This is a genomic window from Pseudomonas sp. CHM02, from assembly GCF_000612585.1.
In the GTDB taxonomy this organism is placed as follows: Bacteria; Pseudomonadota; Gammaproteobacteria; order Pseudomonadales; family Pseudomonadaceae; genus Aquipseudomonas.
In genome coordinates this window covers 1-25777 of the sequence record NZ_JFCA01000024.1, presented here as the reverse complement: position 1 = coordinate 25777, position 25777 = coordinate 1, and the positions used below count along the sequence as shown (strand labels likewise).

Sequence of the window (25777 nt, the reverse complement as noted above, 5' to 3'; positions counted from 1 at the left end):
GCTAGTCGGGCACGACAGGGCGGCGGACGGGCGCTTGGTGCGCCTCTGATCAAAAAGTGCGCAATTCTAGCGACGGGCAGCGCACTTGACCAGCTTTATGCAGGGAAATGCGACGAGTGCTGCGCTATGCTTCGCGCCGTTGCACACGGGTAAAAGCCCGAGGTCAATAAAACGTCTGTTACGAGAAGTAAAACAGCGCATGCTACGGTCAGCTTAGACGCGTTGTTTATAAAGGACCTCAGGTCAAAGGGCAGGAGTGGTTGATGGGTCACGCGAGTAGTCAGGCGGCAGGTGCCGAGCAGTCAAACGCCAAGCCGATCGGCATGCTGGTGGCAGCGGTCGGGGTGGTTTATGGCGATATCGGCACCAGCCCGCTGTACACCCTTAAAGAGGTGTTCAACGGCGGTTATGGGGTTCAGGTCAACCATGATGGCGTGCTGGGGATCCTGGCGCTGATCTTCTGGTCGCTGATCTGGGTGGTCTCGATCAAGTACATGCTGTTCGTGCTGCGCGCCGATAACCAGGGCGAGGGCGGCATCATGGCCCTGACTGCACTGGCACGACGGGCGGCGGGGGAGCGCAAGAAGCTGCGCAGTTTCCTGGTGGTGTGTGGTCTGTGCGGGGCGGCGCTGTTCTACGGTGACAGCATGATCACCCCGGCGATTTCCGTATTGTCCGCGGTCGAGGGCCTGGAGTTGGCCTTCGACGGCCTGGAAAAGTGGGTCGTGCCCATTGCCCTGATCGTGCTGGTGGCGCTGTTCCTGATCCAGAAGCATGGGACCGACCACATCGGCAAGCTGTTCGGGCCGGTCATGGTGACGTGGTTCCTGGTGCTGGGTGGCCTCGGTGTATATGGCATCACCCTGCACCCTGAGGTGCTCAGTGCCATGAACCCGATGTGGGCCGTGCGTTTCTTCGAGGCTCACCCGGGCATTGGCGTGGCGATCCTCGGCGCGGTGGTGCTGGCACTGACCGGCGCCGAAGCGTTGTACGCCGACATGGGGCACTTCGGTCGCAAACCCATCGCCCGCGCCTGGTTCATGCTGGTGCTGCCGGCGCTGGTACTCAATTATTTCGGCCAGGGCGCCATGCTGCTCGGTGACCCGGAAGCCGCGCGCAACCCGTTCTACCTGCTGGCGCCGAGCTGGGCACTGATCCCGCTGGTGGTGTTGTCGACCCTGGCCACGGTGATCGCGTCCCAGGCGGTCATCTCCGGCGCATTCTCCCTGACCCGTCAGGCGATCCAGCTCGGTTACATCCCGCGCATGCATATCCAGCACACGTCCAGTGCCGAACAGGGCCAGATCTACATCGGCGCGGTGAACTGGTCGCTGATGGTGGGTGTGATCCTGCTGGTGCTGGGCTTCGAATCCTCCAACGCATTGGCCTCGGCCTACGGCGTGGCGGTGACCGGCACCATGCTGATGACCACCATCCTGGTGTCGGCGGTGATGTTGCTGCTGTGGAAATGGCCACCGATCCTGGCCGTGCCGGTTCTGGTCTGCTGCCTGTTGGTGGACGGCCTGTACTTTGCCGCCAACGTGCCGAAGATCATCCAGGGCGGCGCCTTCCCGGTCTTGGCGGGGATCGTGCTGTTCGTGCTGATGACCACCTGGAAGCGCGGCAAGCAATTGCTGGTGGAGCGCCTCGACGAAGGCGGCCTACCGTTGCCGATCTTTATCAGCAGCATCCGCGTGCAGCCGCCCCATCGGGTGCAGGGCACCGCCGTGTTCCTCACTGCTCGCCCGGACGCCGTGCCCCACGCGCTGTTGCACAACCTGCTGCATAACCAGGTGTTGCATGAGCAAGTGGTGCTGCTGACGGTGGTCTATGAAGATATTCCCCGCGTCCCGGCCGCACGGCGGTTCGAGGTGGATTCCTACGGCGAAGGCTTCTTCCGCGTGATCCTGCACTTTGGTTTTACCGACGAACCGGATGTGCCCGAAGCGCTGAAGTTGTGTCACCTCGATGACCTGGACTTCAGCCCGATGCGCACCACCTACTTCCTCAGCCGCGAAACGGTGATCGCCTCGCGGATTAAGGGCATGGCCCGTTGGCGCGAGGCGTTGTTCGCCTTCATGCTGAAGAACGCCAACGGCAACCTGCGCTTCTTCAAACTCCCGGTAAATCGCGTGATCGAGCTGGGCACCCAGGTCGAAATGTAAGCCTTTGCAGCACGGGAGCCGGCAATCGGCTCCCGCTTTCCTTTCTGAACCCTGTGCAATCCAGCGTTGTCGACTAGGCTCTAAGCACTGTTGTGTAGGCGCAAGCTTGCTCGCGAAAAACGTCAACGATAACGCGTTAATCCTGGATGAGCGCGGTGACATTGAGACCTTCGCGAGCAAGCTTGCTCCTACAAAAGTGCCCACAGAACCCAGAAGAGGTGCGCCATGAGTCAGCTGCTCGAACCCTACACCCTCCGTCAATTGACCCTGCTGAACCGCATCGCCGTGTCGCCCATGTGCCAATACTCAAGCGACGACGGCTTGGCCAATGACTGGCACCTGGTGCACCTTGGCAGCCGTGCCGTCGGTGGCGCCGGGCTGATTTTCACCGAAGCCACCGCCGTGACCGCCGATGGCCGTATCACCGCCCAGGACCTTGGGTTGTGGAACGACGCACAGATCGAACCGCTGCAACGCATCACCCGTTTCATCGCGGCCCAGGGTGCGGTGGCGGGTATTCAACTGGCCCACGCCGGGCGCAAGGCCAGCACCCATCGGCCCTGGATCGGCAAGCATGGCAGCGTCAAGCCGGAAGACGGCGGCTGGGTGCCGGTGGGGCCATCGCCGATTGCCTTCGACCCCCAACACACCCAACCCAAGCCGTTGGACGAAGGGCAGATCCAGCAAGTGATCGGCGATTTTGTCGCCGCGGCCAAGCGCGCGTTGACCGCAGGTTTCGAAGTGGTGGAAATCCACGCGGCCCATGGTTACCTGCTGCATCAATTCCTTTCACCCATCAGCAACCAGCGTCAGGACCAGTACGGTGGCTCGTTTGAAAACCGCATCCGCCTGGTGCTTGAGGTGACTCAGGCAGTACGTGAGGTCTGGCCCCAGGAACTGCCGCTGTTTGTGCGGGTGTCGGCCACCGACTGGGTGGAAGACGGTTGGAACCCGGATGAAACCGTGGAACTGGCGCGCCGCCTGAAAGACTTGGGCGTCGACCTGATCGACGTGTCCTCCGGTGGTACCGCCGCCAACGCCGAGATCCCCACCGGCCCGGGCTACCAGACCCGCTTCGCCGAGCGCGTGCGCAAAGAGTCGGGCATCGCCACCGGCACCGTTGGCATGATCACCGAGCCCGCCCAGGCCGAGCACATCCTGCGCACCTGCCAGGCCGATATCATCTTCCTCGCCCGTGAACTGCTGCGCGATCCGTACTGGCCGTTGCATGCCGACGATGACCTGGGCGGGCGCAAGGCGATCTGGCCCGCGCAGTATCAACGCGCGACCCATCGTGACCAGCCGATCCATGAGTCTGACTTGAGAGATTGAGCCACGACGCGCCTCACCAGAACCCACCCCGAGCCGGTGGGTTTTTTATGGTCCTCGCGTGGGATGCGGCTGTAGGTCTTTGTTACCGCGAGATTTTTTTAAGTGAATACTCTAAAAAAATCCCACAAGTCACGAGATCGTTTCTACGCTTAGGGTAAGCCTGATTTCTGGCCCAGGAAGTCAGTCGGTTAGCTCACGGAGGCATTGCGCTTCAGGGGAGGCGGGTAATGGGCAACAGGAGTATTTGATGGATATCAGGAGAAACAGTCCATGGCCAAGTCCTATGGTGTAGCGGGTGTGGTGGCGTCTTTTCTGACTCGTCGGGTGTCTCTGCGGGGGCGACGGTTGAGTTCCGATGAAATGGAATTGCTGGCGCAGTACCGCGCCCTGACCGAGAACGATCAGGTGGCGATGCGGTATTTGATCGGGGCGATGAAGAGCGTGTCGCGGTTCTGAGCACCTGAAGGCGCTGGCAAGCCAGCGCCTACAAGGGCGGTCAGGTGTACTTGCGTTGGTCCGGTGCCGGCGGGAAGTACTGGTACAGCCAGGTTTCACTCAAGGTGCGATCCTGGGTGCGGATGAACAGGCGCAGCTCTACCGGCTCCACGCTGTCGCTGGTCGGGTACCAGTCGAACAGGATGCGGTAGCCCTTGATGTTATCCAGCACCAGCACGCTGAAGTCTTTGACTTCGCCATGGGAACAGGTGACCACCGGTTCGATCCCGGTACCCGGTGGCAGGCGATCCAGGCCGCCGCCCTTGAAGTCCACGGCAAAACGGCGCGCCCAGACTTCCGGGTAATGCTCACCCGGTGCCCAGCCCTCGGTAAAGCCGCCCATGCCGGAACGGGTGGCGTCGACCTGGGCCAGCGGCGTGCTCACCGGTGGCAGTGCGCTCCAGTACAGCTTGTAACCGTAGTTGAGTGAGTCGCCGGCGGCCACGGGTTTTTTCGGGGTCCAGAAGGCCACGATGTTATCGAGGGTCTCGCCGGTGGTAGGAATTTCCAGCAGGTCGATGGAGCCTTCGCCCCACGCGGTGGTCGGTTCGACCCACAGGCTTGGGCGTTTGCTGTACCAGTCCACGGTGTCCTGGTAGCTGGCGAACTCGTGGTCCGTCTGCACCAGGCCGAAGCCTTTCGGGTCTTTGTCGGCAAAGGCGTTGAATTGCAGCTTGGCCGGGTTGTTCAGCGGACGGCAGATCCACTCGCCGTTGCCGCGCCACATCGCCAGGCGGTCCGAATCGTGGATCTGCGGGTGGATGGTGTCGCACATGCGCCGCTCGTGGGTGCCACAGCTGAACATGCTGGTCATCGGCGCGATGCCCAGTTGTTCGATGGTGGTGCGCGCATTGATATGGGCGTCGATGGCCATCACCACCTGGTTGGCCTGGCAGTCGATATCGAAGCGGTACGCACCGGTGGCGCTCGGCGAGTCGAGCAGGGCGTAGACCACGAAGCGGGTGGCGTTCTTGTCCGGGGTTTCAAACCAGAACTGCGTGAAGTCGGGGAACTCCTCGCGCTTTTTCGCGTAGGTGTCGATGGCCAGGCCACGGGCAGAAAGGCCGTATTGGCCGGTGGAATCCACCGCACGGAAGTAGCTGGCGCCAAGGAACGACAGCACGTCATGGCGATCCAGTTCCGGTGCCTTGAACAGCTTGAAGCCGGAGAAACCCAAGTCGCCCGTCAGTTGTTTGGTGTCGACCGTGGTTTTTTCGTAGTTGAACAGCGAAGGGCGGAAATGCACTTCACGCGCTTCACGGGTCTTGGGGTCGACGCTATGCATGCGCACCGGGGTCTTGAAACCCATGCCGACGTGGAAGAACTGCACGTCCAGTTGGCCGTTCAATTCCTTCCACAGCGAATGGTTGCCGTCGTAGCCGATGGCGTTGAAATTCTGCGGGGTCATGGTCGCCAGGGTCGGCGGCAGTACCTGTTTGGTGTCTTTGTACGCGGTCCCGGCGAGTTGTTTGGCCTGGGCCTTGAGCGTGTCGAAGTCGAACGCCACGGCCTTGCCATCGGCGGCACGGTTCCCGGCCCAGGCCTGTACGGCGAGGAGGCCGCTGGCCGACAAACCGGTGTAAGCCGCAATGGCCATGGACGCTTTGAGCAAATTCCTGCGGTGCATAGAGACAACCTGTCGTGAGCAAATCCCGCGCCTTTCCTGGCACGTAGCGGATCAGAAATTACGGTTCGGACATGCCTTCGACCAAACGCAACGGACATTAAACAGACGCCGGATAGCTTAAGCGGTTCGATGACGTAGGAAAATTGATTGATAGCGGGGTGATGGCCTAGCAAATGCGACAAGACATTTCCGACTCACAAAAATCCCTTGTAGGAGCCGGCTTGCCGGCGATGGCGTCCGAGAGAACGCTACAAGGCTCAGGGGCCTCATCGCCGACAAGCCGGCTCCTACAAGGGTCAGGCGATTTCGCCTACTGCGCGATACGCCTCATCTATCGCCGCATGGGCATACGCACTCCACGCCGCATCCGAGTTGGCAATGCTCACATGGCCCAGCGGCTTTTTCGCCAGCTTCATCAGCGCTTCGCTTTCATCGGCTTTGTCGAACAAACTGTTGGAGAAGCTCGCATAACCATGTGACCAACGGTTGACAGTGATCGCCAGGATATCGCGCTCATGCTCGAAACCACCTGGCCCAAGCATGCGTTGCAACTGGTCGCGCAACTGCGCTTCCAACTGTTCGAACGTCTGCCCATACAACTTGCCCCGCCCGGCGCGGGCCTGGTCGCGGGCGTTCATGCCGCTGTTGGGGCTGGTGGGCACGTAGACCATGTGCAAGCCGATTGGCTGCGTCGGGTCACGCGGGTGGTCGTAGCCGCCCATGCTCACCGGGTAGTCCAGCTTGATCCGGCTGTAAGGCTGGGTCGCCGCGTAAATCTCATGCACGCCGAGCTTCTGGAACGACTGCCAGTTGCGGATCACCACCTTGGTGTACACCAGCGGGTATTTCACGTTCTGGCTCAGGGCATGGGCCTGTGGTGCCGGCAGATCCTTCAGCAGGTACGGAATCATCATGTTGTAACAGGCCAGGATGCAGCGTTTGCCGCTTACCTGGGCGAGTTGTCCGCCACGGCTGTAGCCGACATGCACGCCATCACCGACGTTGCGCACGCTGACCGCCGTGCTGTTCAGGCGCAGCCGCACGGCGGCCCTGGGTTGGTCGAGCTTGGCGTAGTCAAACGCCGCCAACACGATATCGTCCATGGTGTGTCCCGGCGCCACGCCCGGGATCAGGCTGCGCACCAGCAACCGCGCCACCGACGCATTACCGTCCGGGAAGTGATAGATGTAGGGCTCTTCCATTTCGGCGGCGGCTTCTTCGCTGATCGGCGCCAGGTTCATCCCGGCAAAGCCAGGGAAACCCACGCTGTAGGCATCGGACGACGCCACCGCATCGATGCTCAGGGCCATGAAGTCATTGGTACGGCTCTGGAAGTACTTCACCGCGCCTTCCGACAAACCTACGTTCTTGAGCAGGAAGTCGCGGTAGCTGGTGGCCGCCAGGTAAGTGGCCTTTTCTTCGGCGGTCTTGCCCGGCAGATAATCCTTGGGCGCGGTGTGCAGCTCGATCAGGGCCTGGCGGTCTGCCGGTGGCAACGGAAAGTCATTGATGAAATCGCTGATCGCCCGCGCGTTGAGCCGGTCTGGCGCGATGTCGTCGGCCACCATCGGCGTGGGGTCGCCGGTCACCAGTTTGTCTTCGCCGAAGTTCTCCTTGTCGAAAAACACCCCGCGCGACAGCCCCAGGCTTGGGTAAAACTGGCGGTCGAAGGCGGTTTCGAAGCGCTTGATATTCACCCCGAGTTTCTTCAATAGCCCGTTCACTTGCTTGCTGTACAGGTGGTTGGGCGACTGGAACGCCTCGCTGCCACCGTAGCCGATGATCATGCGGCCACCGGCCTGGAACTCATTGCGCTTGGCGTGGCCGCCGAAGTCGTCGTGGTTTTCCAGGATCAGGATCTTCGCCTTGGGGTGCTTCTCTCGGTAGAACCACGCTGCCGACAAACCACTCAAGCCGCCACCCACGATGACCAGGTCGTAGTGCTCGGTGATCGGCAGCTGGTCGGTGTCGAACACCTTCTTTTCCCAGCCCATCTGGTGCGCCACTTCGAACGAGCCGACATGGCTGCCGCGCAGGCCGGTGAGTCCGGGTGGGTAGTAACGACCATCGGGCGCGGCTTGCAGGATTTGCAGCGGGGTCATGCCGGCGGCGATGGTGACAGCGACGCCGTTGAGGAAGTCGCGGCGGGTGATATCCATGGGGAGGAACCTAAATTTTATTGTTATAAGACCCCTGTAGGAGCCGGCTTGCCGGCGATGGCGTCCACAAGAGCAATGCATGGCTCACTGGCCTCATCGCCGGCAAGCCGGCTCCTACAGAGGTGGCGCTGGGGTCAGTGCTTGAACATCACATGGCGAACGGTGGTGTAGTCCTCCAGCCCGTACATGGACATGTCCTTGCCATAACCCGACAGTTTCTGACCGCCGTGAGGCATTTCGCTGACGAGCATGAAGTGGGTGTTCACCCAGGTGCAGCCGTATTGCAGGCGTGCGGCCAAGCGATGGGCGCGTCCTACGTCGGCGGTCCACACGGATGACGCCAGGCCGTAGTCCGAATCATTGGCCCAGCCCAGCACCTGTGCTTCATCGGTGAACTTGGTCACCGATACCACCGGGCCGAACACTTCGCGCCGCACGATTTCGTCGTCCTGCTGCGCGTCGGCCAGCACGGTCGGCTCAAAGAAGAAGCCATTGCCTTCCACCGCCTTGCCGCCCGTGACCAGTCGAATGTGCGGTTGTGCCACGGCGCGCTCGACAAACCCGGCCACGCGGTCGCGATGCTGCGCAGTAATCAGCGGGCCCAGCTCGGTGGCTGGATCATCCTGCAAGCCATATTTGATGCTGGCGACTGCCGCGCCGAGCTTCTCGACGAACGCATCGTAGATATCCGCTTGCGCATAAATCCGGCACGCCGCAGTGCAATCCTGGCCGGCGTTGTAGAAGCCGAAGGTACGAATGCCTTCCACGGCGGCATCGATATCGGCGTCGTTGAAGATGATCACCGGCGCCTTGCCGCCCAGCTCCATGTGCATGCGCTTCACACTGTCGGCGGTGCTGGAGATGATATTCGCGCCCGTGGCGATGGAGCCGGTCAGCGACACCATGCGCACTTTCGGGTGGGTCACCAGCGGGCTGCCCACGGTCGGCCCGCGGCCGAACACCAGGTTGAGCACCCCGGCCGGGAAAATGTCAGCGGCCAGTTCGACCAGGCGCAGGGCGGTCAGCGGGGTTTGTTCCGACGGCTTGAGCACCACGGTATTACCGGCGGCGAGGGCCGGGGCGATTTTCCAGGCGACCATCATCAGTGGGTAGTTCCACGGCGCGATCGAGGCGATCACGCCCACCGGATCGCGGCGGATCATCGAGGTATGGCCGGGCAGGTACTCACCGCCCGCCGAACCGCTCATGCAACGGCTGGCACCGGCAAAGAAGCGGAACACATCGGCAATCGCCGGAATCTCATCGTTCAGCGCGGCGCTGTAGGGCTTGCCGCAGTTGTCCGATTCCAGCTTGGCCAGCTCTTCGCCGTGGGCTTCGATCACGTCCGCCAGTTTCAGCAGCAACAGCGAGCGATCCTTGGGCGCGGTTTGCGACCAGCCTTCGAAAGCGGCATCGGCGGCGCGTACGGCGGCGTCGACCTGGGCTTCGCTGGCTTCCTTGATCTCTACCAGTACGCGGCCGAGGGCCGGGTTGAAGACGGCTTGTGCCGGGCCTTCGCCCTCGACCAGGTGGCCGTTGATCAGCAGTTTGGTTTGCATGGTTCAGCTCTCCTCAAAACGAGTGTTAATTCCCTGAAGAAACCGGCTCTTAATGTGGGAGCGGACTTGCTCGCGAATACGGTATGTCAGTCGACAAATGTGTATCTGATGTACCGCTTTCGCGAGCAAGCCCGCTCCCGCATTTGAACTGAGCTCCTGCAGCTGCAACGTTATTTACCGCCACTACCGGCCACGCTTTCACCGCCGCGGGTCAGGTAATAGGCTCCGAGAATCGGGAACATCGTCACCAGCATCACCAGCATCGCCACCACGTTGGTCACCGGCACATCCCGTGGCCGGCTCAGTTGGTTGAGCAGCCACAGCGGCAGGGTGCGCTCGTGGCCGGCGGTGAAGGTGGTGACGATGATTTCGTCGAACGACAGCGCAAAGGCGAGCATGCCGCCGGCCAGCAGCGCCGAGCCCAGGTTGGGCATGATGATGTAGCGGAAGGTCTGCCAGCCGTCGGCGCCCAGGTCCATCGAGGCTTCGATCAGGCTGTGGGACGTGCGGCGCAGCCGGGCGATGACGTTGTTGTAGACGATCACCACGCAGAAGGTTGCGTGGCCGACGATGATGGTGAACATCCCCGGCTCGATGCCCAGCGTCTTGAAGGTCGCCAGCAGTGCGATGCCGGTGATGATCCCCGGCAGCGCAATCGGCAGGATCAGCATCAACGACACGCCTTGCTTGCCGAAGAACTCGCGGCGATACAGCGCGGCCGAGGCCAGGGTGCCGAGCACCATGGCGATCAGCGTGGCGATGGCCGCAATCTGCAACGACAGCTTGATCGCTTCCAGTACGTCCGGGCGGGCGAACGCCACGCTGAACCACTTCAGGGTGAAGCCCTGGGGTGGAAAGCTGAACGCGGCTTCTTCGGTGTTGAAGGCGTAGAGAAAGATGATCAGGATCGGGAAGTGCAGAAACACCAACCCGCCCCAGGCGGCGATCTTCAGGCCCAATGAGGATTTTTCAGAGTGCATCGAAGGCCCCCAGGCGTTTGACGATGGACAGGTAAACCGCGATCAGCACGATCGGCACCAGGGTGAACGCCGCGGCCATGGGCATGTTGCCAATGGCGCCTTGCTGCGCGTAGACCATGCCGCCGACGAAGTAGCCGGGCGGGCCGACCAGTTGCGGCACGATGAAGTCGCCCAGGGTCAGCGAGAACGTGAAGATCGAACCTGCGGCAATCCCCGGCACCGACAGCGGCAAAATCACCTGCATGAAGGTCTGGCGCGGTTTGGCGCCCAGGTCGGCCGAGGCTTGCAGCAGCGAGGGTGGCAAGCGTTCCAGGGAGGCCTGGATCGGCAGGATCATGAACGGCAGCCAGATGTAGACGAACACCATGAAGCGCCCCAGGTGCGAAGTGCTCAAGGTGCTGCCGCCCACGCCGGGAATGCCCAGCACGAACTGCAACAGCGGCTCCAGCCCCAGGTGCTGCACGAACCACTGCGCCACGCCGCCCTTGGCCAGCAGCAAGGTCCAGGCATAGGCCTTGACGATATAGCTGGCCCACATCGGCATCATCACTGCGATATAGAAGAACGCCTTGGTCTTGCCCGTGGTGTAGCGCGCCATGTAGTAGGCGATGGGGAAGGCGACGATGGCGCTGGCGATCGACACCACGATCGCCATGCTCAAGGTGCGCACGATGATGTCGAAGTTCGACGGCTGGAACAGCGCGGCGAAGTTGGCCAGGGTCAGGTCCGGCGTGACCGCCATGGTGAAGTCGTCGAAGGTATAGAAACCTTGCCACAGCAGGGTCAGCAACGAACCGAGGTAGATCGCGCCGAACCAGATCAGCGGCGGCACCAGCAGCATCGCCAGGTAGAGGTTGGGCTTGCGGTACAGCAGGTTGGAAAACCTGCGCATCGGCGGTTGGGAAATAGCCAGGCTCATGTCACACCTCGCCTGCGCTGTCGGTCAGCGGGGTCATGGCTTCCCGCGCCCAACGGGCGGTGATGGACTGGCCGACCTGATGGCCACTGCTGATGTCCAGCCACTGGTTGTTGGCCTGGCTGATGTTCAGCGCCTGGCCGTTGTCCAGTTTCAGTTCATAACGGGTGGCGCTGCCCTGGTACTGGATATCGTGGAGCAAACCGCTGATTTCCACTTCGCCGGCACCCAGCGGGCCGTCGGCAAAACGCACGTGCTCCGGGCGGATCGAGAACGGCTGCGCGCTGCCACTGAGGCGCTGGGCCAACTCGCCGCGAATCACGTTGGAGGTGCCGACGAACTCGGCGACGAACGCGGTGGCGGGCTTCATGTAGAGATTGCGCGGGGTGTCGACCTGCTCGATGCGGCCTTTATTGAATACGGCCACGCGGTCGGACATCGACAGCGCTTCGGTCTGGTCGTGGGTCACGAAGATAAAGGTGATACCCAGCTGGCGTTGCAGCTTCTTCAGTTCGCTTTGCATCTGCTCGCGCAGCTTGAGGTCGAGGGCGCCGAGCGGCTCGTCCAGCAGCAATACACGCGGGCGATTGACCAGCGCGCGAGCCAGGGCCACCCGTTGGCGTTGGCCACCGGAAAGCTGCACCGGCTTGCGGTCGCCGTAGCCGCCAAGGGCGACCATGGCCAGGGCTTCTTCGGCACGGTTCAGGCGTTCGGTCTTGCCCACGCCCTTGACCTTGAGGCCGTAGGCGACGTTGTCGCGCACATTCATATGGGGGAACAGCGCGTAATCCTGGAACACGGTGTTCACATCGCGCTGATACGGCGGCAAGCCGGCGGCTTCCTCGCCATGGATACGGATCGAGCCTGCGCTCGGCTGCTCGAACCCGGCGATCAGGCGCAGGCAGGTGGTCTTGCCCGAGCCGGAAGGGCCGAGCATGGAAAAGAACTCGCCGTCCTGGATATCGATGGAAACCCGGTCAACGGCTTTCACTTCGCCGAACTGACGGGAAACGTGGGTGAATTGGACTGCAAGCGTCATGGTGCGGTGCTCCGAAAAGGCGCGGGTCGTCGCAGCGGCCCGGCCTGGACTTCTGAAAAAACGAGGGAATCTGTCAGCGCAATTGAAATGTGGGCGCTTTTCTGTGGGAGCTGGCTTGCCTGCGATGGCATCACTTCGGTCTGGCTGAAGCACCGAGGTGTCTGCATCGCAGGCAAGCCAGCTCCCACATAAACCCTGCCCACATTGGGTCTATGCAGCCCGGGCGGTCTTAGCGGCCGCCCATGATCGCAATGTAATCCTGGGTCCAGCGGCTGTACGGCACGAACTTGCCGCCTTCAGCCTGCGGGGTTTTCCAGAAGGCGATCTTTTCGAACTGATCGAACCCGTTGGTCTTGCAGCCTTCGGCGCCGAGCAGTTCGCTTTCCTTGCACGCCGCAGGCACGGCCGGCAGCGAGCCGAACCATGCGGCCACATCGCCCTGGACCTTCGGCTGCAGCGACCAGTCCATCCACTTGTAGGCGCAGTTCGGGTGCTTGGCCTCGGTGTGCAACATGGTGGTGTCGGCCCAGCCGGTGGCGCCTTCCTTCGGAATGGTCGAAGCAATCGGCTGCTTCTCGTTCTGCAGGCCGTTGACCTGATACGGCCAGGCGCTGGAGGCCACCACGCCTTCGTTCTTGAAGTCACTCATTTGCACGGTGGTGTCGTGCCAGTAGCGGTGGATCAGTGGTTGTTGCGCACGCAACAGTTCAAGCACGGCCTTGTACTGGGTTTCAGTCAGTTCGTACGGGCTTTGAATACCCAGTTCCGGCTTGGTCGACTTGAGGTACAGCGCGGCATCGGCGATGTAGATCGGGCCGTCATACGCCTGCACACGACCTTTGTTCGGCTTGCCGTCCGGCAAGTTCTGCGCGTTGAACAGCACGTCCCAGCTGGTGGGCGCGGTCTTGAACACGTTGGTGTTGTACATCAGCACGTTCGGGCCCCATTGGTACGGGGTGCCATAGGTTTGCTGGCCGACCACATACCACGGCGCATCTTTCAGGCGCGGGTCGATGTTTTTCCAGTTGGGGATCAGCGCGGTGTTGATCGGCTGCACACGCTTGCCGACGATCAACCGCAGCGAGGCATCGCCCGACGCGGTCACCAGGTCATACCCACCCTTGGCCATCAGGCTGACCATTTCGTCGGAGGTGGCGGCGGTTTTCACGTTGACCTTGCAGCCGGTTTCCTTCTCGAAACCGGTGACCCAGTCGTAGGCCTTGTCGCTTTCGCCACGTTCGATATAGCCGGGCCAGGCAACAATATCCAGTTGGCCTTCACCGGCACCCACCGCCTTGAGCGGTTCGGCGGCCTGAATGCTGACGCTGGCCAGCAGCGCGGTGGTCAGGGCACTGAGCAGTGCGGTCTTGTGCGCAGACATGGGGATTCCCTCTTCTTTAATTATGGTCGGGGCAGTTGTTCAAACCGGTAACGCATGAGCTTAGTTGTTGTTTTAAAGATGCTGGCCGTGGCGCGCCATGATGTGCCGCACCACGCTGTAGTCCTGCAGCGAATCGCTGGACAGGTCCTTCCCATACCCCGAGCGCTTCAAGCCGCCGTGGGGCATTTCGCTGACCAGCATGAAATGGCTGTTGATCCAGGTGCAGCCATATTGCAGGCGCGCCGCCACTTGCATGGCCTTGTCCAGGTTCTGGGTCCACACCGACGAGGCCAGGCCATATTCGGAGTCGTTGGCCCAGTCCACCGCCTGCTCCAGTTCGTCGAAGCGCGTCACCGTGACCACCGGGCCGAACACTTCGCGCTGCACGATTTCATCGTTCTGTTTACAGCCGGCGAGCAGAGTGGGCTGGTAGTAGAAGCCCGCACCGGAATGCACAGCGGCGCCGGTGATGCGTTCGATATGCGGCTGGCCGAGGGCGCGTTCGACAAAACTGGCGACGCGGTCGCGCTGGCGCGTGCTGATCAGCGGGCCGAGTTCATTGTCGGCATCGCGTTTGCCGGCAAAGCGCAGGCTGCTCACGGCAGCGCCCAGCTCAGCGACCAGTTTGTCGTGGATACCGGCCTGGGCGTAGATGCGGCATGCGGCGGTGCAGTCCTGGCCTGCGTTGTAATAACCGTAGGCGCGCACGCCCTCGACCACGGCCTGCAGGTCGGCGTCGTTGCACACGATCACGGGGGCCTTGCCGCCGAGTTCCAGGTGCGTGCGTTTAAGGGTTTTGGAGGCGGCTTGCAGAATCTTCTGCCCAGTGACGATATCGCCGGTCAGCGAGACCATGCGCACCTTGGGGTGGCTGACCAGATGGCTGCCGACCCCTTCGCCGCCGCCACACAGAATGTTGATCACGCCACGCGGCAGCAGCTCTTCAAGGACTGGGGCGAGGGCCAGGATCGACAGCGGCGTGTGTTCCGACGGCTTGAACACCAAGGTATTGCCGGCGGCCAGGGCCGGGGCGATTTTCCACGCGGCCATCATCAACGGGTAGTTCCACGGCGCAATCGACGCCACCACGCCGATGGGGTCGCGACGCACCATGCTGGTGTAGCCCGGCAGGTATTCACCGCTCAGTTGCCCGGTCTGGCAACGCACCGCCCCGGCGAAGAAGCGGAACACATCGACGGTGGCGCTCAAGTCATCCTGGCGCGCCAGGTGCAACGGCTTGCCGCAGTTCAGGGATTCCAGGCGGGCCAGGTAGTCGGCTTGTTTTTCGATGGCGTCGGCAATGCCCAGCAGGATGTTCGAGCGTTGCTGCGGCGTGGTGCGCGACCAACCGGCAAAGGCGCGGTGGGCGGCGAGGATCGCGGTTTCCACCTGTTCGGTGCTGGCTTCGGCGATCTGGGTGAGGACTTCACCCGTGGCCGGGTTGAGGATCGGCTCGGCAAAACCCTGGCCCTGGACCAGTTCGCCGTCGATCAGCAACGCAGTGAGCAGCGGGGTGGGCGCGCCGGACATTTTTCGCGATCTCTTTTCTTGTGTGGCCATGGGCGTTCTCTTACAAGGCGCCTGACCTTCTCTTATGAATGAACTGAGAGTAGAGGTCAGGCGCGAGGTCAACAAATACTAAATACTGAATGCAGTATTCGATTAAATAGATGGCTTGCGTGGGTGTGGCTGTTCGCGGGCGACAGTCAGGAACGGGTCCACCAACGCAGGACGTGCAGTGCCACGCCGCCAGGCCAGGCCCACATCGAGGGTCTGGCTGAGGTCGGCAATCGGCCGCGCTTCGATAATGTCGCCCTCAAGCGACCAGGGGCGGTAAGTCATGTCCGGCTGGATGGACACGCCCAGACCCGCGGCCACCAGGCTCCGTACCGCTTCGGTCGACGCCGTGCGCAACGTCACCCGTGGCTGCAACCCGGCACCGGCCCACAGGCGCTGGGCGTTATGGCCCATTTCATCCACATTCAGCTGGATCAGCGGTTCGCGCGCCACATCGGCCAGGTTGATGCTGTCGTGTTCCAGCAGCGGGTGTTGCGCCGGCAGCCACAGGCGGTGAGGAGAGTGGGTGAGGACTTCGGTCTGCAGGGCGTGGCGGTCTTCGAGGTTAGAGAGGATCAGCACGCCCACGTCGATTTCGCCGCTCACCAGCAGGTGCTCGATATATGGGCGCTCATCCTCCATCACACGGATTTCAACGTTGGGGTAGGCGCGCTGGAAACGCGTCAGCAGGTCGGCGAGGTAATAGCCGGCCACCAGGCTGGTCACGCCGATGATCAGTTGGCCGGCGACCTGGTCGGTGCTCTGTTGCAGGCTGCGTTTGGCGTTGTCGACGGTGGCGAGGATCAAGTGCGCCTGGCGCAGGAATTGATGGCCCTGGTGGGTCAGGGTCATGCCCTTGGCGTGACGGTTGAACAGGTTGACGCCGATTTCCTGCTCCAGTTGCTGGATCGCCAGGGTCAGGGTCGACTGAGAGATAAACGCCGTTTGCGCGGCGGCGGAGATCGAACCGGTCTCGGCCACGGCAATAAAGTGCCGGATTTGACGCAAGGTCATCATGCTGGAATTACCAGTGGGGTGTTTTTATAGATTTGTTCGAGTGTATATCGATTTTAGTGAAGGGCGGCCGCGTTACATCTGGAAGCACTCTAGATCGGGGCTTTTTGGCACTTAGTTTTACGCTGGAGGCCTATTGGTCCTATGAACCCAAGTGTCTGGAGGCTGCGAATGAATACCCGTGGATTGCTCGATCAGTTGCTCAAGTCTGGCCAGGACATGCTGCAGAACAAGGCTGGCGGCCAGCGTAAACAGGACGACAAAGGCGCACTGGGCGGTTTGCTCGGCGGTGGCGGCCTGGGCAGCCTGCTTGGTGGCGCGGGCGGCGGGGCCTTGGCGGCCGGTGCCATGGGCCTGCTGCTGGGCAACAAGAAAGCGCGCAAGTTCGGTGGCAAGGCCCTGACCTATGGCGGGCTGGCGGCATTGGGGGTGATTGCCTACAAAGCCTATGGCAATTGGCAGGCGCAGCAGGCCAGCGCCCCTCAAGGTGAGCCGCAAACCATCGACCGCCTGCCGCCGGCGCAAGTCGAGCAACACAGCCAGGGCATCCTCAAGGCGTTGGTCGCCGCCGCCAAGGCGGACGGCCATGTGGATGAACGTGAGCGCGCCTTGATCGAAGGCGAATTCACCAAGTTGGACAACGATCATGAGCTACAGAGCTGGCTACACGCCGAACTGAACAAACCCCTGGACCCGGCCGACGTGGCACGAGCTGCCGGCACGCCGGAAATGGCGGCCGAGATGTACATCGCCAGCGTGATGCTGGTGGACGAGGAAAACTTCATGGAGAAGGCCTACCTCGACGAGCTGGCACGCCAACTGAAACTGGAGCCTGGCTTGAAGCTGGAGCTGGAAAAACAGGTGCGCCAGGCCACCCTCTGAGCCTGCCCCTGCGCTGAAAGCACCCCGGCTGCCGCAATGGCCCGGGGTGTTTTTGCATTCTGTGCGCGCTCCATCAAAACCCGTTGATAAATGAGGGCTTCTGCTCAGCTATACTCCCCGGCATTTGATCGGCCCTTCGAGGAATTACTGTGAAGAACTGGACCTTGCGCCAACGGATCTTGGCAAGCTTTGCGGTCATTATCGCCATCATGCTGTTAATGGTTGTGGTCTCCTATTCACGCTTGCTGAAGATCGAAGCCAGCGAAGTCGCAGTGAGCGACGATGCGGTGCCGGGGGTCTACTTCAGCTCCATGATCCGTAGCGCGTGGGTCGACAGCTACCTGCAAACCCTCGAATTGCTTGGCCTGCGTGACGACAAGCAACTGAGCGACGCCGATCGGGCCGAGTTCAAGTCCTTCGATGCGCGCATCCTGCAACAGATGGACAGCTACGAAAAAACCATCGCCAGCAGCGACGACCGTTCCGAGTTCGACAAATTCGAAACCCTGCACCAGGTCTATAACAAGAGCCTGGCCACCGTGCTCGACAGCTTGCAACGCGGTGACCTGAGCGCTGCGCGCAAAGAGTTCGATACCCAGTTGACGCCGACCTGGACCGCAGGCCGCACGAAGCTCACCGACATCATCACCGAGAACAAAAACGTCGCCGACCGTGCGACCAATGCGATTGATGATGCGGTATCCGCCGCGAAAATCAGCATGTTCATATCGTTGCTCGTGGCGATCCTCGCGGCCGGCCTGTGTGGCCTGCTGCTGATGCGCGCAATCATGGCGCCGATGCAACGCATCGTTGATATCCTCGGCACCATGCGCGACGGCGACCTGAGCAAACGTCTGAATCTGGAGCGCAAGGACGAGTTCGGTGCCGTCGAAACCGGCTTCAACGACATGATGACGGAGCTGACAGCCCTGGTTTCCCAGGCTCAGCGTTCGTCGGTGCAGGTGACCACCTCGGTCACCGAGATTGCCGCTACTTCCAAGCAGCAACAGGCCACCGCCACTGAAACCGCCGCCACCACCACCGAGATCGGCGCCACTTCCCGCGAGATCGCCGCCACGTCCAAGGACCTGGTGCGCACCATGACCGAAGTGTCCACCGCCGCCGATCAGGCATCGGTCGCCGCCGGTTCCGGCCAGCAAGGCCTGGCGCGCATGGAAGAAACCATGCACTCAGTGATGGGCGCCGCCGACCTGGTCAACGCCAAGCTGGCGATCCTCAATGAGAAGGCCGGCAACATCAACCAGGTGGTGGTGACCATCGTCAAGGTCGCCGACCAGACCAACCTGCTGTCGCTGAATGCCGCCATCGAAGCCGAAAAAGCCGGCGAGTACGGGCGTGGTTTTGCCGTGGTTGCTACCGAAGTGCGCCGCCTGGCCGATCAGACGGCCGTGGCCACCTACGACATCGAACAGATGGTGCGCGAGATCCAGTCGGCAGTGTCTGCGGGCGTGATGGGCATGGACAAGTTCTCCGAAGAAGTGCGCCGTGGCATGTTCGAGGTGCAGCAAGTCGGCGAGCAACTGTCGCAGATCATCCACCAGGTGCAGGCGCTGGCGCCGCGGGTGTTGATGGTCAATGAAGGCATGCAGGCCCAGGCCACCGGCGCTGAGCAGATCAACCACGCGCTGGTGCAACTGGGCGATGCCAGCAGCCAGACTGTGGAGTCCCTGCGCCAGGCCAGCTTTGCCATTGATGAGCTGAGCCAGGTTGCGGTGGGTCTGCGCAGCGGCGTGTCGCGTTTCAAAGTCTGATGAGCGAGCTCGCGGCTAAACGCGGTGCCGTTCCGGCAGCGAAAAAGGCGTTGTTCCTGGTGTTCCACATCGGCGACGAGCGCTTTGCCCTCAGGGCCACGGAAGTCGCCGAGGTCCTGCCGCGCCTGCCGCTTAAACCGATTGCCCATGCACCGCTGTGGGTGGCGGGCATCTTTGCCCATCGTGGCGCGCTGGTGCCGGTGATCGACCTCAGCGCCCTGACCTTCGGCAAACCGGCCAAGGCCCGCACCAGCACGCGCCTGGTGCTGGTCAATTACCAGCCGCAGCCGTGGGGCGAAGCGCGCTGGCTGGGGCTGATCCTGGAACAGGCCACCGACACCCTGCGTTGCGACCTCGGGGAGTTCAAGCCCTATGGCCTGGAGAACCGTGAAGCGCCGTACCTGGGGCTGGTGCGTGAAGATGCCTTGGGCTTGATGCAGTGGATTGGTGTCAACGACTTGCTCACCGACGACGTGCGCGCCGTGCTGTTTTCTGCCGAGCTGAGCGTATGAGCCACGACCCGCGTTTTTTTGCTTTCCTGAAAGAGCGCATCGGCCTGGACGTTGCGTCGGTCGGCGAAGCCATCATCGAGCGTGCGGTGCGCCAGCGCAGCCAGGCCGTCAATGCACAAACGGCCAGCGACTACTGGCAGCACCTGCAATGCTCCGAGGATGAACAGCAGGCGTTGATCGAAGCGGTGATCGTCCCCGAAACCTGGTTTTTCCGTTATCCCGAATCCTTCGCGACCCTGGCCCGCCTGGCCAAAACACGCCTGGCGGACATCAAGCAGATGCGCGCATTGCGTATTCTCAGCCTGCCGTGCTCCACCGGCGAAGAGCCTTACTCGATTGCCATGGCGCTGCTGGATGCCGGTTTGGCGCCCCACCAGTTCAAAGTGCAGGGCATGGACGTCAGCCCGTTGTCGCTGGAGCGCGCGCGACGCGGGGTGTATGGCAAGAACTCGTTTCGCGGGGGGGATATCGGTTTTCGCGACCGTCACTTCACCGAGTATGACGACGGTTACCACATTGCCGACCGCGTGCGCGAACAGGTCCGCCTGCAGGTCGGCAATCTGCTCGATCCGGCGCTGCTGGCCAATGAGGCGAGCTACGACTTCGTGTTCTGCCGCAACCTGCTGATCTACTTCGACCAGCCGACCCAAAAGCAAGTGTTCGACGTGCTCAAGGGCCTGACCCACGAGGACGGCGTGCTGTTTATCGGCCCTGCCGAGGGCAGCCTGCTGGGGCGCCATGGCATGCGTTCGATTGGGGTGCCGCAGTCCTTTGCGTTCAGCCGGCATGCCGAACCAGCCAAGCCCGAGCCAGTCTTTACACCGATGCCTGCACCCTTGCCACAACGCAGCGCCGCGCCGATTCCGACCAAGCCACGACCGTTCAGCACTACCAGCGCCCACGTAGTGCCGATCAAGGCGCCGCCGTCCGACGCGGCCGACTTGCTCAGCCAGATCGCCACGTTGGCCAATGAAGGCAAAAGTGCCGAGGCCCGTGCAGCCTGTGAACGTTATTTGAGCAATCACCCGCCGGCCGCCCAGGTGTTCTACTGGCTGGGGCTGCTCAGCGACGTGGCCGGCAGTGCCCTGGAAGCCCAGGGGTATTATCGAAAAGCCTTGTACCTGGAACCCCAGCACCCGCAGGCCCTGATGCACCTGGCCGCGTTGCTCGAGTCCCAGGGCGACAGTGCGGGGGCGCGCCGTTTACAGGCGCGCGCCGCCCGTAGCGAGCGAGCTGACAGTGAGTCCAAACGATGAGTAGCCCTGATGCGCTCGACACCGCAGGCCTGGACCTGACCCTGGCCGACACCCAGGCCATCGACGATTGCTGGAACCGCATCGGTATCCACGGTGACAAGTCCTGCCCGCTGCTGGCGGACCATATCCATTGCCGAAACTGCTCGGTGTATTCGGCGGCGGCCACGCGCTTGCTGGACCGTTACGCCTTGCAGCAGGACACGCACCGCTCGCATGCCGCCGTCGAACTGGGCGAGGATGTGGTCACCCGCTCCTTGCTGATGTTCCGCCTCGGTGAAGAGTGGCTGGGCATTGCCACCCGCTGCCTGGTGGAAGTCGCGCCGCTGCAACCGATTCATTCCCTGCCGCATCAGCGCTCCCGCGCCTTGCTCGGCGTGGCCAACGTGCGCGGCGCGCTGGTGGCGTGCCTGTCGCTGGTGGAACTGTTGGGCCTCGACGCCACCGGCAATGGCCCCAGCGGTGGGCGCAGCATGCCGCGCATGTTGATCATCGCTGCCCAGGATGGCCCGGTGGTGGTGCCGGTGGATGAGGTCGACGGTATCCATGCCATCGATGAGCGCACCTTGAAGGCTGCATCGGCCTCGGGCACCCAGGCCAGCGCGCGCTACACCCAAGGTGTATTGCAGTGGAAAGGCCGCAGCCTGCGTTGGCTGGACGAGGCACAATTGTTGTCCGCCGTGACCCGGAGCCTCACATGACCCCCGACCAGATGCGCGATGCCTCGCTGCTGGAACTGTTCAGCCTGGAAGCCGATGCACAGACCCAGGTACTGAGCGCGGGCCTGCTGGCGCTGGAGCGCAACCCGACCCAGGCCGACCAGCTCGAAGCCTGCATGCGCGCGGCGCACTCGCTCAAAGGCGCTGCCCGCATCGTTGGGGTGGACGCCGGCGTCAGCGTCTCCCACGTCATGGAGGATTGCCTGGTCAGCGCCCAGGAAAGCCGCCTGTACCTGCAACCCGAACATATTGATGCACTGCTGCAAGGCACCGACTTGCTGATGCGCATCGCCACGCCGGGCAATGACGTGGGGCCGGCGGATGTCCAAGCCTACGTGGCCTTGATGGAGCGCCTGCTGGATCCGTCCCAGGCACCTGTTAAACCTGCGGCGGCACCGCCATCGCCAGAGCCTGCGCCTGTCGTCGAAGAACTGCCGCCGGAGCCCGAGCCCGCGCCGCCGGTGACCAGCGAGCCGCCGCGCCAAGGCAAACGCATGACCGAAGGCGGCGAGCGCGTACTGCGAGTGACCGCCGAGCGCTTGAACAGCCTGCTGGACCTGTCGAGCAAATCCCTGGTGGAAACCCAGCGGCTCAAGCCGTACCTGGCCAGCCTGCAGCGCCTCAAGCGCATTCAAAGCCAGAGCGTACGCGCGCTGGATACGCTGGACGGGCAACTCAAGACCCAGGACCTGAGCCTCGAAGCCCAGGAGGCCCTGGCCGATACGCGTCGACTGCTCAGCGAGGCCCAGGCCCTGCTGGCGGAAAAAACCGCCGAGTTGGACGAATTCGGCTGGCAGGCCGGGCAGCGCGCCCAGGTGTTGTATGACACCGCACTGGCCTGTCGCATGCGCCCGTTTGCCGATGTATTGGCCGGGCAGGTGCGCATGGTGCGCGACCTCGGCCGCAGCCTCGGCAAACAGGTGCGCCTGGAGATCGAGGGTGAAAAGACCCAGGTCGACCGCGACGTGCTGGAAAAACTCGAAGCGCCGCTCACCCATTTGTTGCGCAATGCCGTCGACCACGGCATCGAAATGCCTGAGCAACGCCTGCTGGCGGGCAAGCCGGCCGAAGGCTTGATCCGCCTGCGCGCCTCCCATCAGGCCGGTCTGCTGGTGCTGGAGTTGAGCGATGACGGCAATGGCGTCGACCTGGAGCGCCTGCGCGGCACCATCGTCGACCGGCACCTGTCGCCGGTGGAAACTGCGCTGCGCCTGAGCGAAGAAGAGTTGCTGACGTTCCTGTTCCTGCCGGGGTTCAGCCTGCGCGACAAGGTCACCGAGGTGTCCGGGCGCGGTGTCGGCCTGGATGCGGTACAGCACATGGTCCGCCAACTGCGCGGTGCGGTGGTGCTGGAGCAGACGGCGGGGCAGGGCAGTCGTTTCCACCTGGAAGTGCCGCTGACCTTGTCGGTGGTGCGCAGCCTGGTGGTGGAAGTCGGCGAGGAAGCGTATGCGTTTCCGCTGGCCCATATCGAACGCATGTGCGACCTGGCCCCCGATGACATTGTGCAACTGGAAGGTCGCCAGCATTTCTGGCACGAGGGCCGGCATGTCGGCCTGGTCGCCGCCAGCCAGTTGTTGCAGCGCCCGGCGGGGCAAAGCCAGTCGGAAACGTTGAAAGTGGTGGTCATCCGCGAGCGCGATGCGGTGTACGGGATTGCCGTGGAACGCTTTATCGGCGAGCGTACGCTGGTGGTGCTGCCGCTGGATGATCGCCTGGGCAAGGTCCAGGACATTTCTGCCGGCGCCTTGCTCGATGACGGCTCGGTGGTATTGATCGTCGACGTGGAAGACATGCTGCGTTCGGTGGACAAACTGCTCAACACCGGCCGCCTTGAACGTATTGCCCGGCGCAGCCAGCAAGCCACCGAGGCGCCGCGCAAGCGGGTGCTGGTGGTCGATGACTCGCTGACCGTGCGTGAGCTGCAACGCAAATTGTTACTTAATCGGGGTTATGAAGTGGCTGTGGCGGTCGATGGCATGGACGGCTGGAACGCGTTGCGTTCCGAAGACTTTGACCTGTTGATCACTGATATTGATATGCCTCGCATGGACGGTATTGAATTGGTCACACTCTTGCGCCGTGACAGTCGCCTGCAATCGTTGCCGGTGATGGTGGTGTCGTACAAAGATCGCGAAGAAGACCGACGTCGTGGACTGGACGCCGGTGCCGACTATTATTTAGCCAAAGCCAGTTTCCACGATGACGCCCTGTTGGACGCCGTGGTGGAGCTGATTGGAGGCGCACGGGCATGAGGATTGCGATCGTCAATGACATGCCCCTGGCGGTGGAGGCCTTGCGCCGCGCCTTGAGTTTCGAGCCCGCGCACGAGGTGGTGTGGGTGGCCAGCAATGGCCTGGAAGCGGTGCAACGCTGCGCCGAACTGACGCCGGACCTGATCCTGATGGACCTGATCATGCCGGTAATGGATGGCGTGGAGGCTACCCGGCAGATCATGGCCGAGACCCCGTGCGCCATCGTTATCGTGACCGTCGACCGCCAGGCCAACGTGAGCCGGGTGTTCGAAGCCATGGGCCATGGCGCCCTGGACGTGGTGGACACACCGACCCTGGGCGTCGGCAACCCCAAGGATGCAGCGGCGCCGCTGCTGCGCAAGATCCTCAATATCGGCTGGCTGATCGGCCAGCGCGGCAGCCGCGTGCGCGCCGATACCGCGCCGCAGCGTTCCACGGGTAAACGCCAGAGCCTGGTGGCCATCGGGTCTTCGGCGGGTGGGCCGGCGGCCCTGGAAATCCTGCTCAAGGGCTTGCCACGCGACTTTCCCGCCGCCATCGTGCTGGTGCAGCATGTGGACCAGGTGTTCGCCGCCGGCATGGCCGAGTGGCTGAGCAGCGCCTCGGGCCTGCCGGTGCGCCTGGCCCGCGAAGGCGAGCCACCGCAAAGCGGTGTGGTGCTGCTGGCTGGCACCAATCACCACATTCGTTTATTGAAGAATGGCACGCTAGCCTATACCGCAGAGCCGGTGAACGAGATTTACCGGCCTTCGATCGACGTGTTTTTCGAAAGCGTGGCCAGCCACTGGAATGGCGATGCCGTCGGCGTACTGTTGACCGGCATGGGGCGCGACGGGGCCCAGGGCCTCAAGTTGCTGCGTGAACAAGGTTATTTGACCATCGCCCAGGATCAGCAAAGCTCGGCGGTGTATGGCATGCCCAAAGCGGCGGCGGCGATTGATGCTGCTGTTGAAATTCGCCCACTGGACAGAATTGCGCCCCGATTGCTGGAGGTCTTTGCCAAATGAACAGGACCTCTCGCGGTGTTGGCTTGCAGGTAGTAATTCAGGTGACTGCACATGAATGATTTACAGATCGACGACATCAAGACCGACGAAAATGCCGCCATGGTGTTGCTGGTCGACGACCAGGCCATGATCGGTGAAGCCGTGCGGCGTGGCCTGGCCCATGAAGAAAATATCGACTTCCACTTCTGCGCCGACCCGCACCAGGCCATCGCCCAGGCGATCCGCATCAAGCCGACCGTTATCCTGCAGGATCTGGTGATGCCAGGCCTCGACGGCCTGACTCTGGTGCGCGAATACCGCAACCACCCGGCTACGCAGAATATCCCGATCATCGTGCTTTCCACCAAGGAAGACCCGCTGATCAAGAGCGCGGCATTCTCGGCCGGGGCCAACGATTATCTGGTCAAGCTGCCGGACAATATCGAACTGGTGGCGCGCATCCGCTACCACTCGCGCTCCTACATGACCTTGTTGCAGCGGGATGCGGCCTACCGCGCGTTGCGGGTCAGCCAGCAACAACTGCTGGACACCAACCTGGTGCTGCAACGGCTGATGAACTCCGACGGCCTCACCGGGCTGTCCAACCGTCGCCACTTCGACGAGTACCTGGAACTGGAATGGCGGCGGGCCATGCGTGACCAGACTCAGCTGTCGTTGTTGATGATTGATGTGGATTTCTTCAAGACCTACAACGACAGCTTCGGGCATGTCGAAGGTGATGAGGCCTTGCGCAAGGTTGCGGCGACCATCCGAGAGGCCAGCAGTCGGCCTTCGGATTTGCCGGCGCGCTACGGCGGTGAGGAGTTTGCCCTGGTGCTGCCTAACACTTCACCGGGCGGTGCTCGATTGGTGGCTGAAAAGCTGCGGATGGCGGTGGCGGCGCTGAAAATTCCGCATAACGCGCCGACCGAGGGTTCCTGCCTTACGATTAGCATCGGGCTGTCGACCATGACGCCGGTGCAGGGTACGGATTGCCGTCAGCTGATTATGGCGGCGGATAAGGGCTTGTATACGGCTAAGCATAATGGGCGCAATCAGGTGGGGATCGAGTAGGGCTTAGCGCTGCTGTGTACATATCCGTTGCTGCGGTCACGGCTGGTATTGGTTCCGCTCTTACAGCGGGTCACTTTTTGAAGAGCGCAAAAAGTAACCA

The 25777-nt window shown here is 62.3% G+C and carries 20 protein-coding genes; 11 read left to right on the top strand and 9 right to left on the bottom strand.

Going from position 1 to position 25777, the window contains the following annotated elements; all coding sequences use genetic code 11:
- Window positions 1-263: 263 nt before the first annotated feature.
- The 3 genes from BM70_RS0115345 to BM70_RS0115335 all read left to right on the top strand — a co-directional run bounded on the left by BM70_RS0115345 (window position 264) and on the right by BM70_RS0115335 (window position 3953).
- Window positions 264-2165 carry a potassium transporter Kup gene (locus BM70_RS0115345; RefSeq protein WP_025856832.1) on the top strand — a complete coding sequence of 634 codons (1902 nt, stop codon included), beginning with the start codon at window positions 264-266 and terminating at the stop codon, window positions 2163-2165.
- 225 nt (window positions 2166-2390) lie between these two features.
- Complete coding sequence (locus BM70_RS0115340; protein ID WP_025856831.1) at window positions 2391-3497, top strand: NADH:flavin oxidoreductase/NADH oxidase; 1107 nt, start codon at window positions 2391-2393, stop codon at window positions 3495-3497.
- A gap of 270 nt (window positions 3498-3767) precedes the next feature.
- Window positions 3768-3953, top strand: a complete 186-nt coding sequence (locus tag BM70_RS0115335; RefSeq protein WP_025856830.1) for a hypothetical protein — start codon at window positions 3768-3770, stop codon at window positions 3951-3953.
- Between the two features lie 40 nt (window positions 3954-3993).
- On the opposite strand, the gene BM70_RS0115330 is transcribed toward BM70_RS0115335, so the two are convergent.
- The 9 genes from BM70_RS0115330 to BM70_RS0115290 form a co-directional block, all read right to left on the bottom strand.
- Window positions 3994-5619, bottom strand: a complete 1626-nt coding sequence (locus tag BM70_RS0115330; RefSeq protein WP_025856829.1) for a glucan biosynthesis protein D — start codon at window positions 5617-5619, stop codon at window positions 3994-3996.
- 296 nt (window positions 5620-5915) lie between these two features.
- A complete protein-coding gene (locus BM70_RS0115325; RefSeq protein WP_025856828.1) occupies window positions 5916-7778 on the bottom strand; it encodes an FAD/NAD(P)-binding protein in 1863 nt (620 codons plus the stop codon).
- Window positions 7779-7912: 134 nt separating this feature from the next.
- Complete coding sequence (locus BM70_RS0115320) at window positions 7913-9337, bottom strand: gamma-aminobutyraldehyde dehydrogenase (RefSeq protein WP_025856827.1); 1425 nt, start codon at window positions 9335-9337, stop codon at window positions 7913-7915.
- 170 nt (window positions 9338-9507) lie between these two features.
- Window positions 9508-10317 (bottom strand): ABC transporter permease, encoded by an 810-nt coding sequence (locus tag BM70_RS0115315; protein ID WP_025856826.1) that lies wholly within the window; start codon window positions 10315-10317, stop codon window positions 9508-9510.
- A complete protein-coding gene (locus tag BM70_RS0115310) occupies window positions 10307-11236 on the bottom strand; it encodes an ABC transporter permease (protein WP_025856825.1) in 930 nt (309 codons plus the stop codon). Before BM70_RS0115310 ends, BM70_RS0115315 begins: the two co-directional genes overlap by 11 nt.
- A 1-nt stretch (window position 11237) precedes the next feature.
- Complete coding sequence (locus BM70_RS0115305) at window positions 11238-12272, bottom strand: ABC transporter ATP-binding protein (RefSeq protein WP_025856824.1); 1035 nt, start codon at window positions 12270-12272, stop codon at window positions 11238-11240.
- A 229-nt stretch (window positions 12273-12501) separates the two neighbouring features.
- Window positions 12502-13653 carry a putative ABC transporter substrate-binding protein YdcS gene (ydcS, locus tag BM70_RS0115300; protein WP_025856823.1) on the bottom strand — a complete coding sequence of 384 codons (1152 nt, stop codon included), beginning with the start codon at window positions 13651-13653 and terminating at the stop codon, window positions 12502-12504.
- Window positions 13654-13725: 72 nt separating this feature from the next.
- A complete protein-coding gene (locus tag BM70_RS0115295; protein WP_025856822.1) occupies window positions 13726-15183 on the bottom strand; it encodes a gamma-aminobutyraldehyde dehydrogenase in 1458 nt (485 codons plus the stop codon).
- 132 nt (window positions 15184-15315) lie between these two features.
- Window positions 15316-16227, bottom strand: a complete 912-nt coding sequence (locus BM70_RS0115290; RefSeq protein ID WP_012722545.1) for a LysR family transcriptional regulator — start codon at window positions 16225-16227, stop codon at window positions 15316-15318.
- A gap of 168 nt (window positions 16228-16395) precedes the next feature.
- Here BM70_RS0115290 and BM70_RS0115285 point away from each other — a divergent pair, with 168 nt between their 5' ends.
- The 8 genes from BM70_RS0115285 to BM70_RS0115250 all read left to right on the top strand — a co-directional run bounded on the left by BM70_RS0115285 (window position 16396) and on the right by BM70_RS0115250 (window position 25677).
- Entirely contained in the window at window positions 16396-17106 is a 711-nt protein-coding gene (locus BM70_RS0115285) for a tellurite resistance TerB family protein (protein WP_025856821.1), read from the top strand.
- A gap of 149 nt (window positions 17107-17255) precedes the next feature.
- Complete coding sequence (locus BM70_RS0115280) at window positions 17256-18878, top strand: methyl-accepting chemotaxis protein (protein WP_025856820.1); 1623 nt, start codon at window positions 17256-17258, stop codon at window positions 18876-18878.
- The gene (locus BM70_RS0115275) at window positions 18878-19390 is read left to right on the top strand and encodes a chemotaxis protein CheW (RefSeq protein ID WP_025856819.1); all 513 of its coding nucleotides are present in this window, start codon (window positions 18878-18880) and stop codon (window positions 19388-19390) included. Before BM70_RS0115280 ends, BM70_RS0115275 begins: the two co-directional genes overlap by 1 nt.
- Window positions 19387-20646: a CheR family methyltransferase gene (locus tag BM70_RS0115270; protein WP_025856818.1), complete on the top strand. Its 1260-nt coding sequence runs from the start codon at window positions 19387-19389 to the stop codon at window positions 20644-20646. The genes BM70_RS0115275 and BM70_RS0115270 overlap by 4 nt, the downstream gene beginning before the upstream one ends.
- Window positions 20643-21344 carry a chemotaxis protein CheW gene (locus tag BM70_RS0115265; protein ID WP_025856817.1) on the top strand — a complete coding sequence of 234 codons (702 nt, stop codon included), beginning with the start codon at window positions 20643-20645 and terminating at the stop codon, window positions 21342-21344. Before BM70_RS0115270 ends, BM70_RS0115265 begins: the two co-directional genes overlap by 4 nt.
- Window positions 21341-23617: a hybrid sensor histidine kinase/response regulator gene (locus BM70_RS0115260; RefSeq protein ID WP_025856816.1), complete on the top strand. Its 2277-nt coding sequence runs from the start codon at window positions 21341-21343 to the stop codon at window positions 23615-23617. Before BM70_RS0115265 ends, BM70_RS0115260 begins: the two co-directional genes overlap by 4 nt.
- Window positions 23614-24624, top strand: a complete 1011-nt coding sequence (locus tag BM70_RS0115255; protein ID WP_025856815.1) for a chemotaxis response regulator protein-glutamate methylesterase — start codon at window positions 23614-23616, stop codon at window positions 24622-24624. Before BM70_RS0115260 ends, BM70_RS0115255 begins: the two co-directional genes overlap by 4 nt.
- 51 nt (window positions 24625-24675) lie before the next feature.
- A complete protein-coding gene (locus tag BM70_RS0115250) occupies window positions 24676-25677 on the top strand; it encodes a PleD family two-component system response regulator (RefSeq protein ID WP_025856814.1) in 1002 nt (333 codons plus the stop codon).
- Window positions 25678-25777 lie beyond the last annotated feature (100 nt).

Bases quoted from the DNA above. Each gene is read 5' to 3' on its own strand.
- BM70_RS0115325 (WP_025856828.1), bottom strand. From the start codon at position 7,778: ATGGATATCACCCGCCGCGACTTCCTCAACGGCGTCGCTGTCACCATC.
- BM70_RS0115315 (WP_025856826.1), bottom strand. From the start codon at position 10,317: ATGCACTCTGAAAAATCCTCATTGGGCCTGAAGATCGCCGCCTGGGGC.
- BM70_RS0115330 (WP_025856829.1), bottom strand. From the start codon at position 5,619: ATGCACCGCAGGAATTTGCTCAAAGCGTCCATGGCCATTGCGGCTTAC.
- BM70_RS0115250 (WP_025856814.1), top strand. From the start codon at position 24,676: ATGAATGATTTACAGATCGACGACATCAAGACCGACGAAAATGCCGCC.
- BM70_RS0115265 (WP_025856817.1), top strand. From the start codon at position 20,643: ATGAGTAGCCCTGATGCGCTCGACACCGCAGGCCTGGACCTGACCCTG.
- BM70_RS0115310 (WP_025856825.1), bottom strand. From the start codon at position 11,236: ATGAGCCTGGCTATTTCCCAACCGCCGATGCGCAGGTTTTCCAACCTG.
- BM70_RS0115320 (WP_025856827.1), bottom strand. From the start codon at position 9,337: ATGCAAACCAAACTGCTGATCAACGGCCACCTGGTCGAGGGCGAAGGC.
- BM70_RS0115255 (WP_025856815.1), top strand. From the start codon at position 23,614: ATGAGGATTGCGATCGTCAATGACATGCCCCTGGCGGTGGAGGCCTTG.
- BM70_RS0115305 (WP_025856824.1), bottom strand. From the start codon at position 12,272: ATGACGCTTGCAGTCCAATTCACCCACGTTTCCCGTCAGTTCGGCGAA.
- BM70_RS0115290 (WP_012722545.1), bottom strand. From the start codon at position 16,227: ATGATGACCTTGCGTCAAATCCGGCACTTTATTGCCGTGGCCGAGACC.
- BM70_RS0115275 (WP_025856819.1), top strand. From the start codon at position 18,878: ATGAGCGAGCTCGCGGCTAAACGCGGTGCCGTTCCGGCAGCGAAAAAG.
- BM70_RS0115345 (WP_025856832.1), top strand. From the start codon at position 264: ATGGGTCACGCGAGTAGTCAGGCGGCAGGTGCCGAGCAGTCAAACGCC.
- BM70_RS0115335 (WP_025856830.1), top strand. From the start codon at position 3,768: ATGGCCAAGTCCTATGGTGTAGCGGGTGTGGTGGCGTCTTTTCTGACT.
- BM70_RS0115270 (WP_025856818.1), top strand. From the start codon at position 19,387: ATGAGCCACGACCCGCGTTTTTTTGCTTTCCTGAAAGAGCGCATCGGC.
- BM70_RS0115260 (WP_025856816.1), top strand. From the start codon at position 21,341: ATGACCCCCGACCAGATGCGCGATGCCTCGCTGCTGGAACTGTTCAGC.
- BM70_RS0115295 (WP_025856822.1), bottom strand. From the start codon at position 15,183: ATGTCCGGCGCGCCCACCCCGCTGCTCACTGCGTTGCTGATCGACGGC.
- BM70_RS0115340 (WP_025856831.1), top strand. From the start codon at position 2,391: ATGAGTCAGCTGCTCGAACCCTACACCCTCCGTCAATTGACCCTGCTG.
- ydcS (WP_025856823.1), bottom strand. From the start codon at position 13,653: ATGTCTGCGCACAAGACCGCACTGCTCAGTGCCCTGACCACCGCGCTG.
- BM70_RS0115285 (WP_025856821.1), top strand. From the start codon at position 16,396: ATGAATACCCGTGGATTGCTCGATCAGTTGCTCAAGTCTGGCCAGGAC.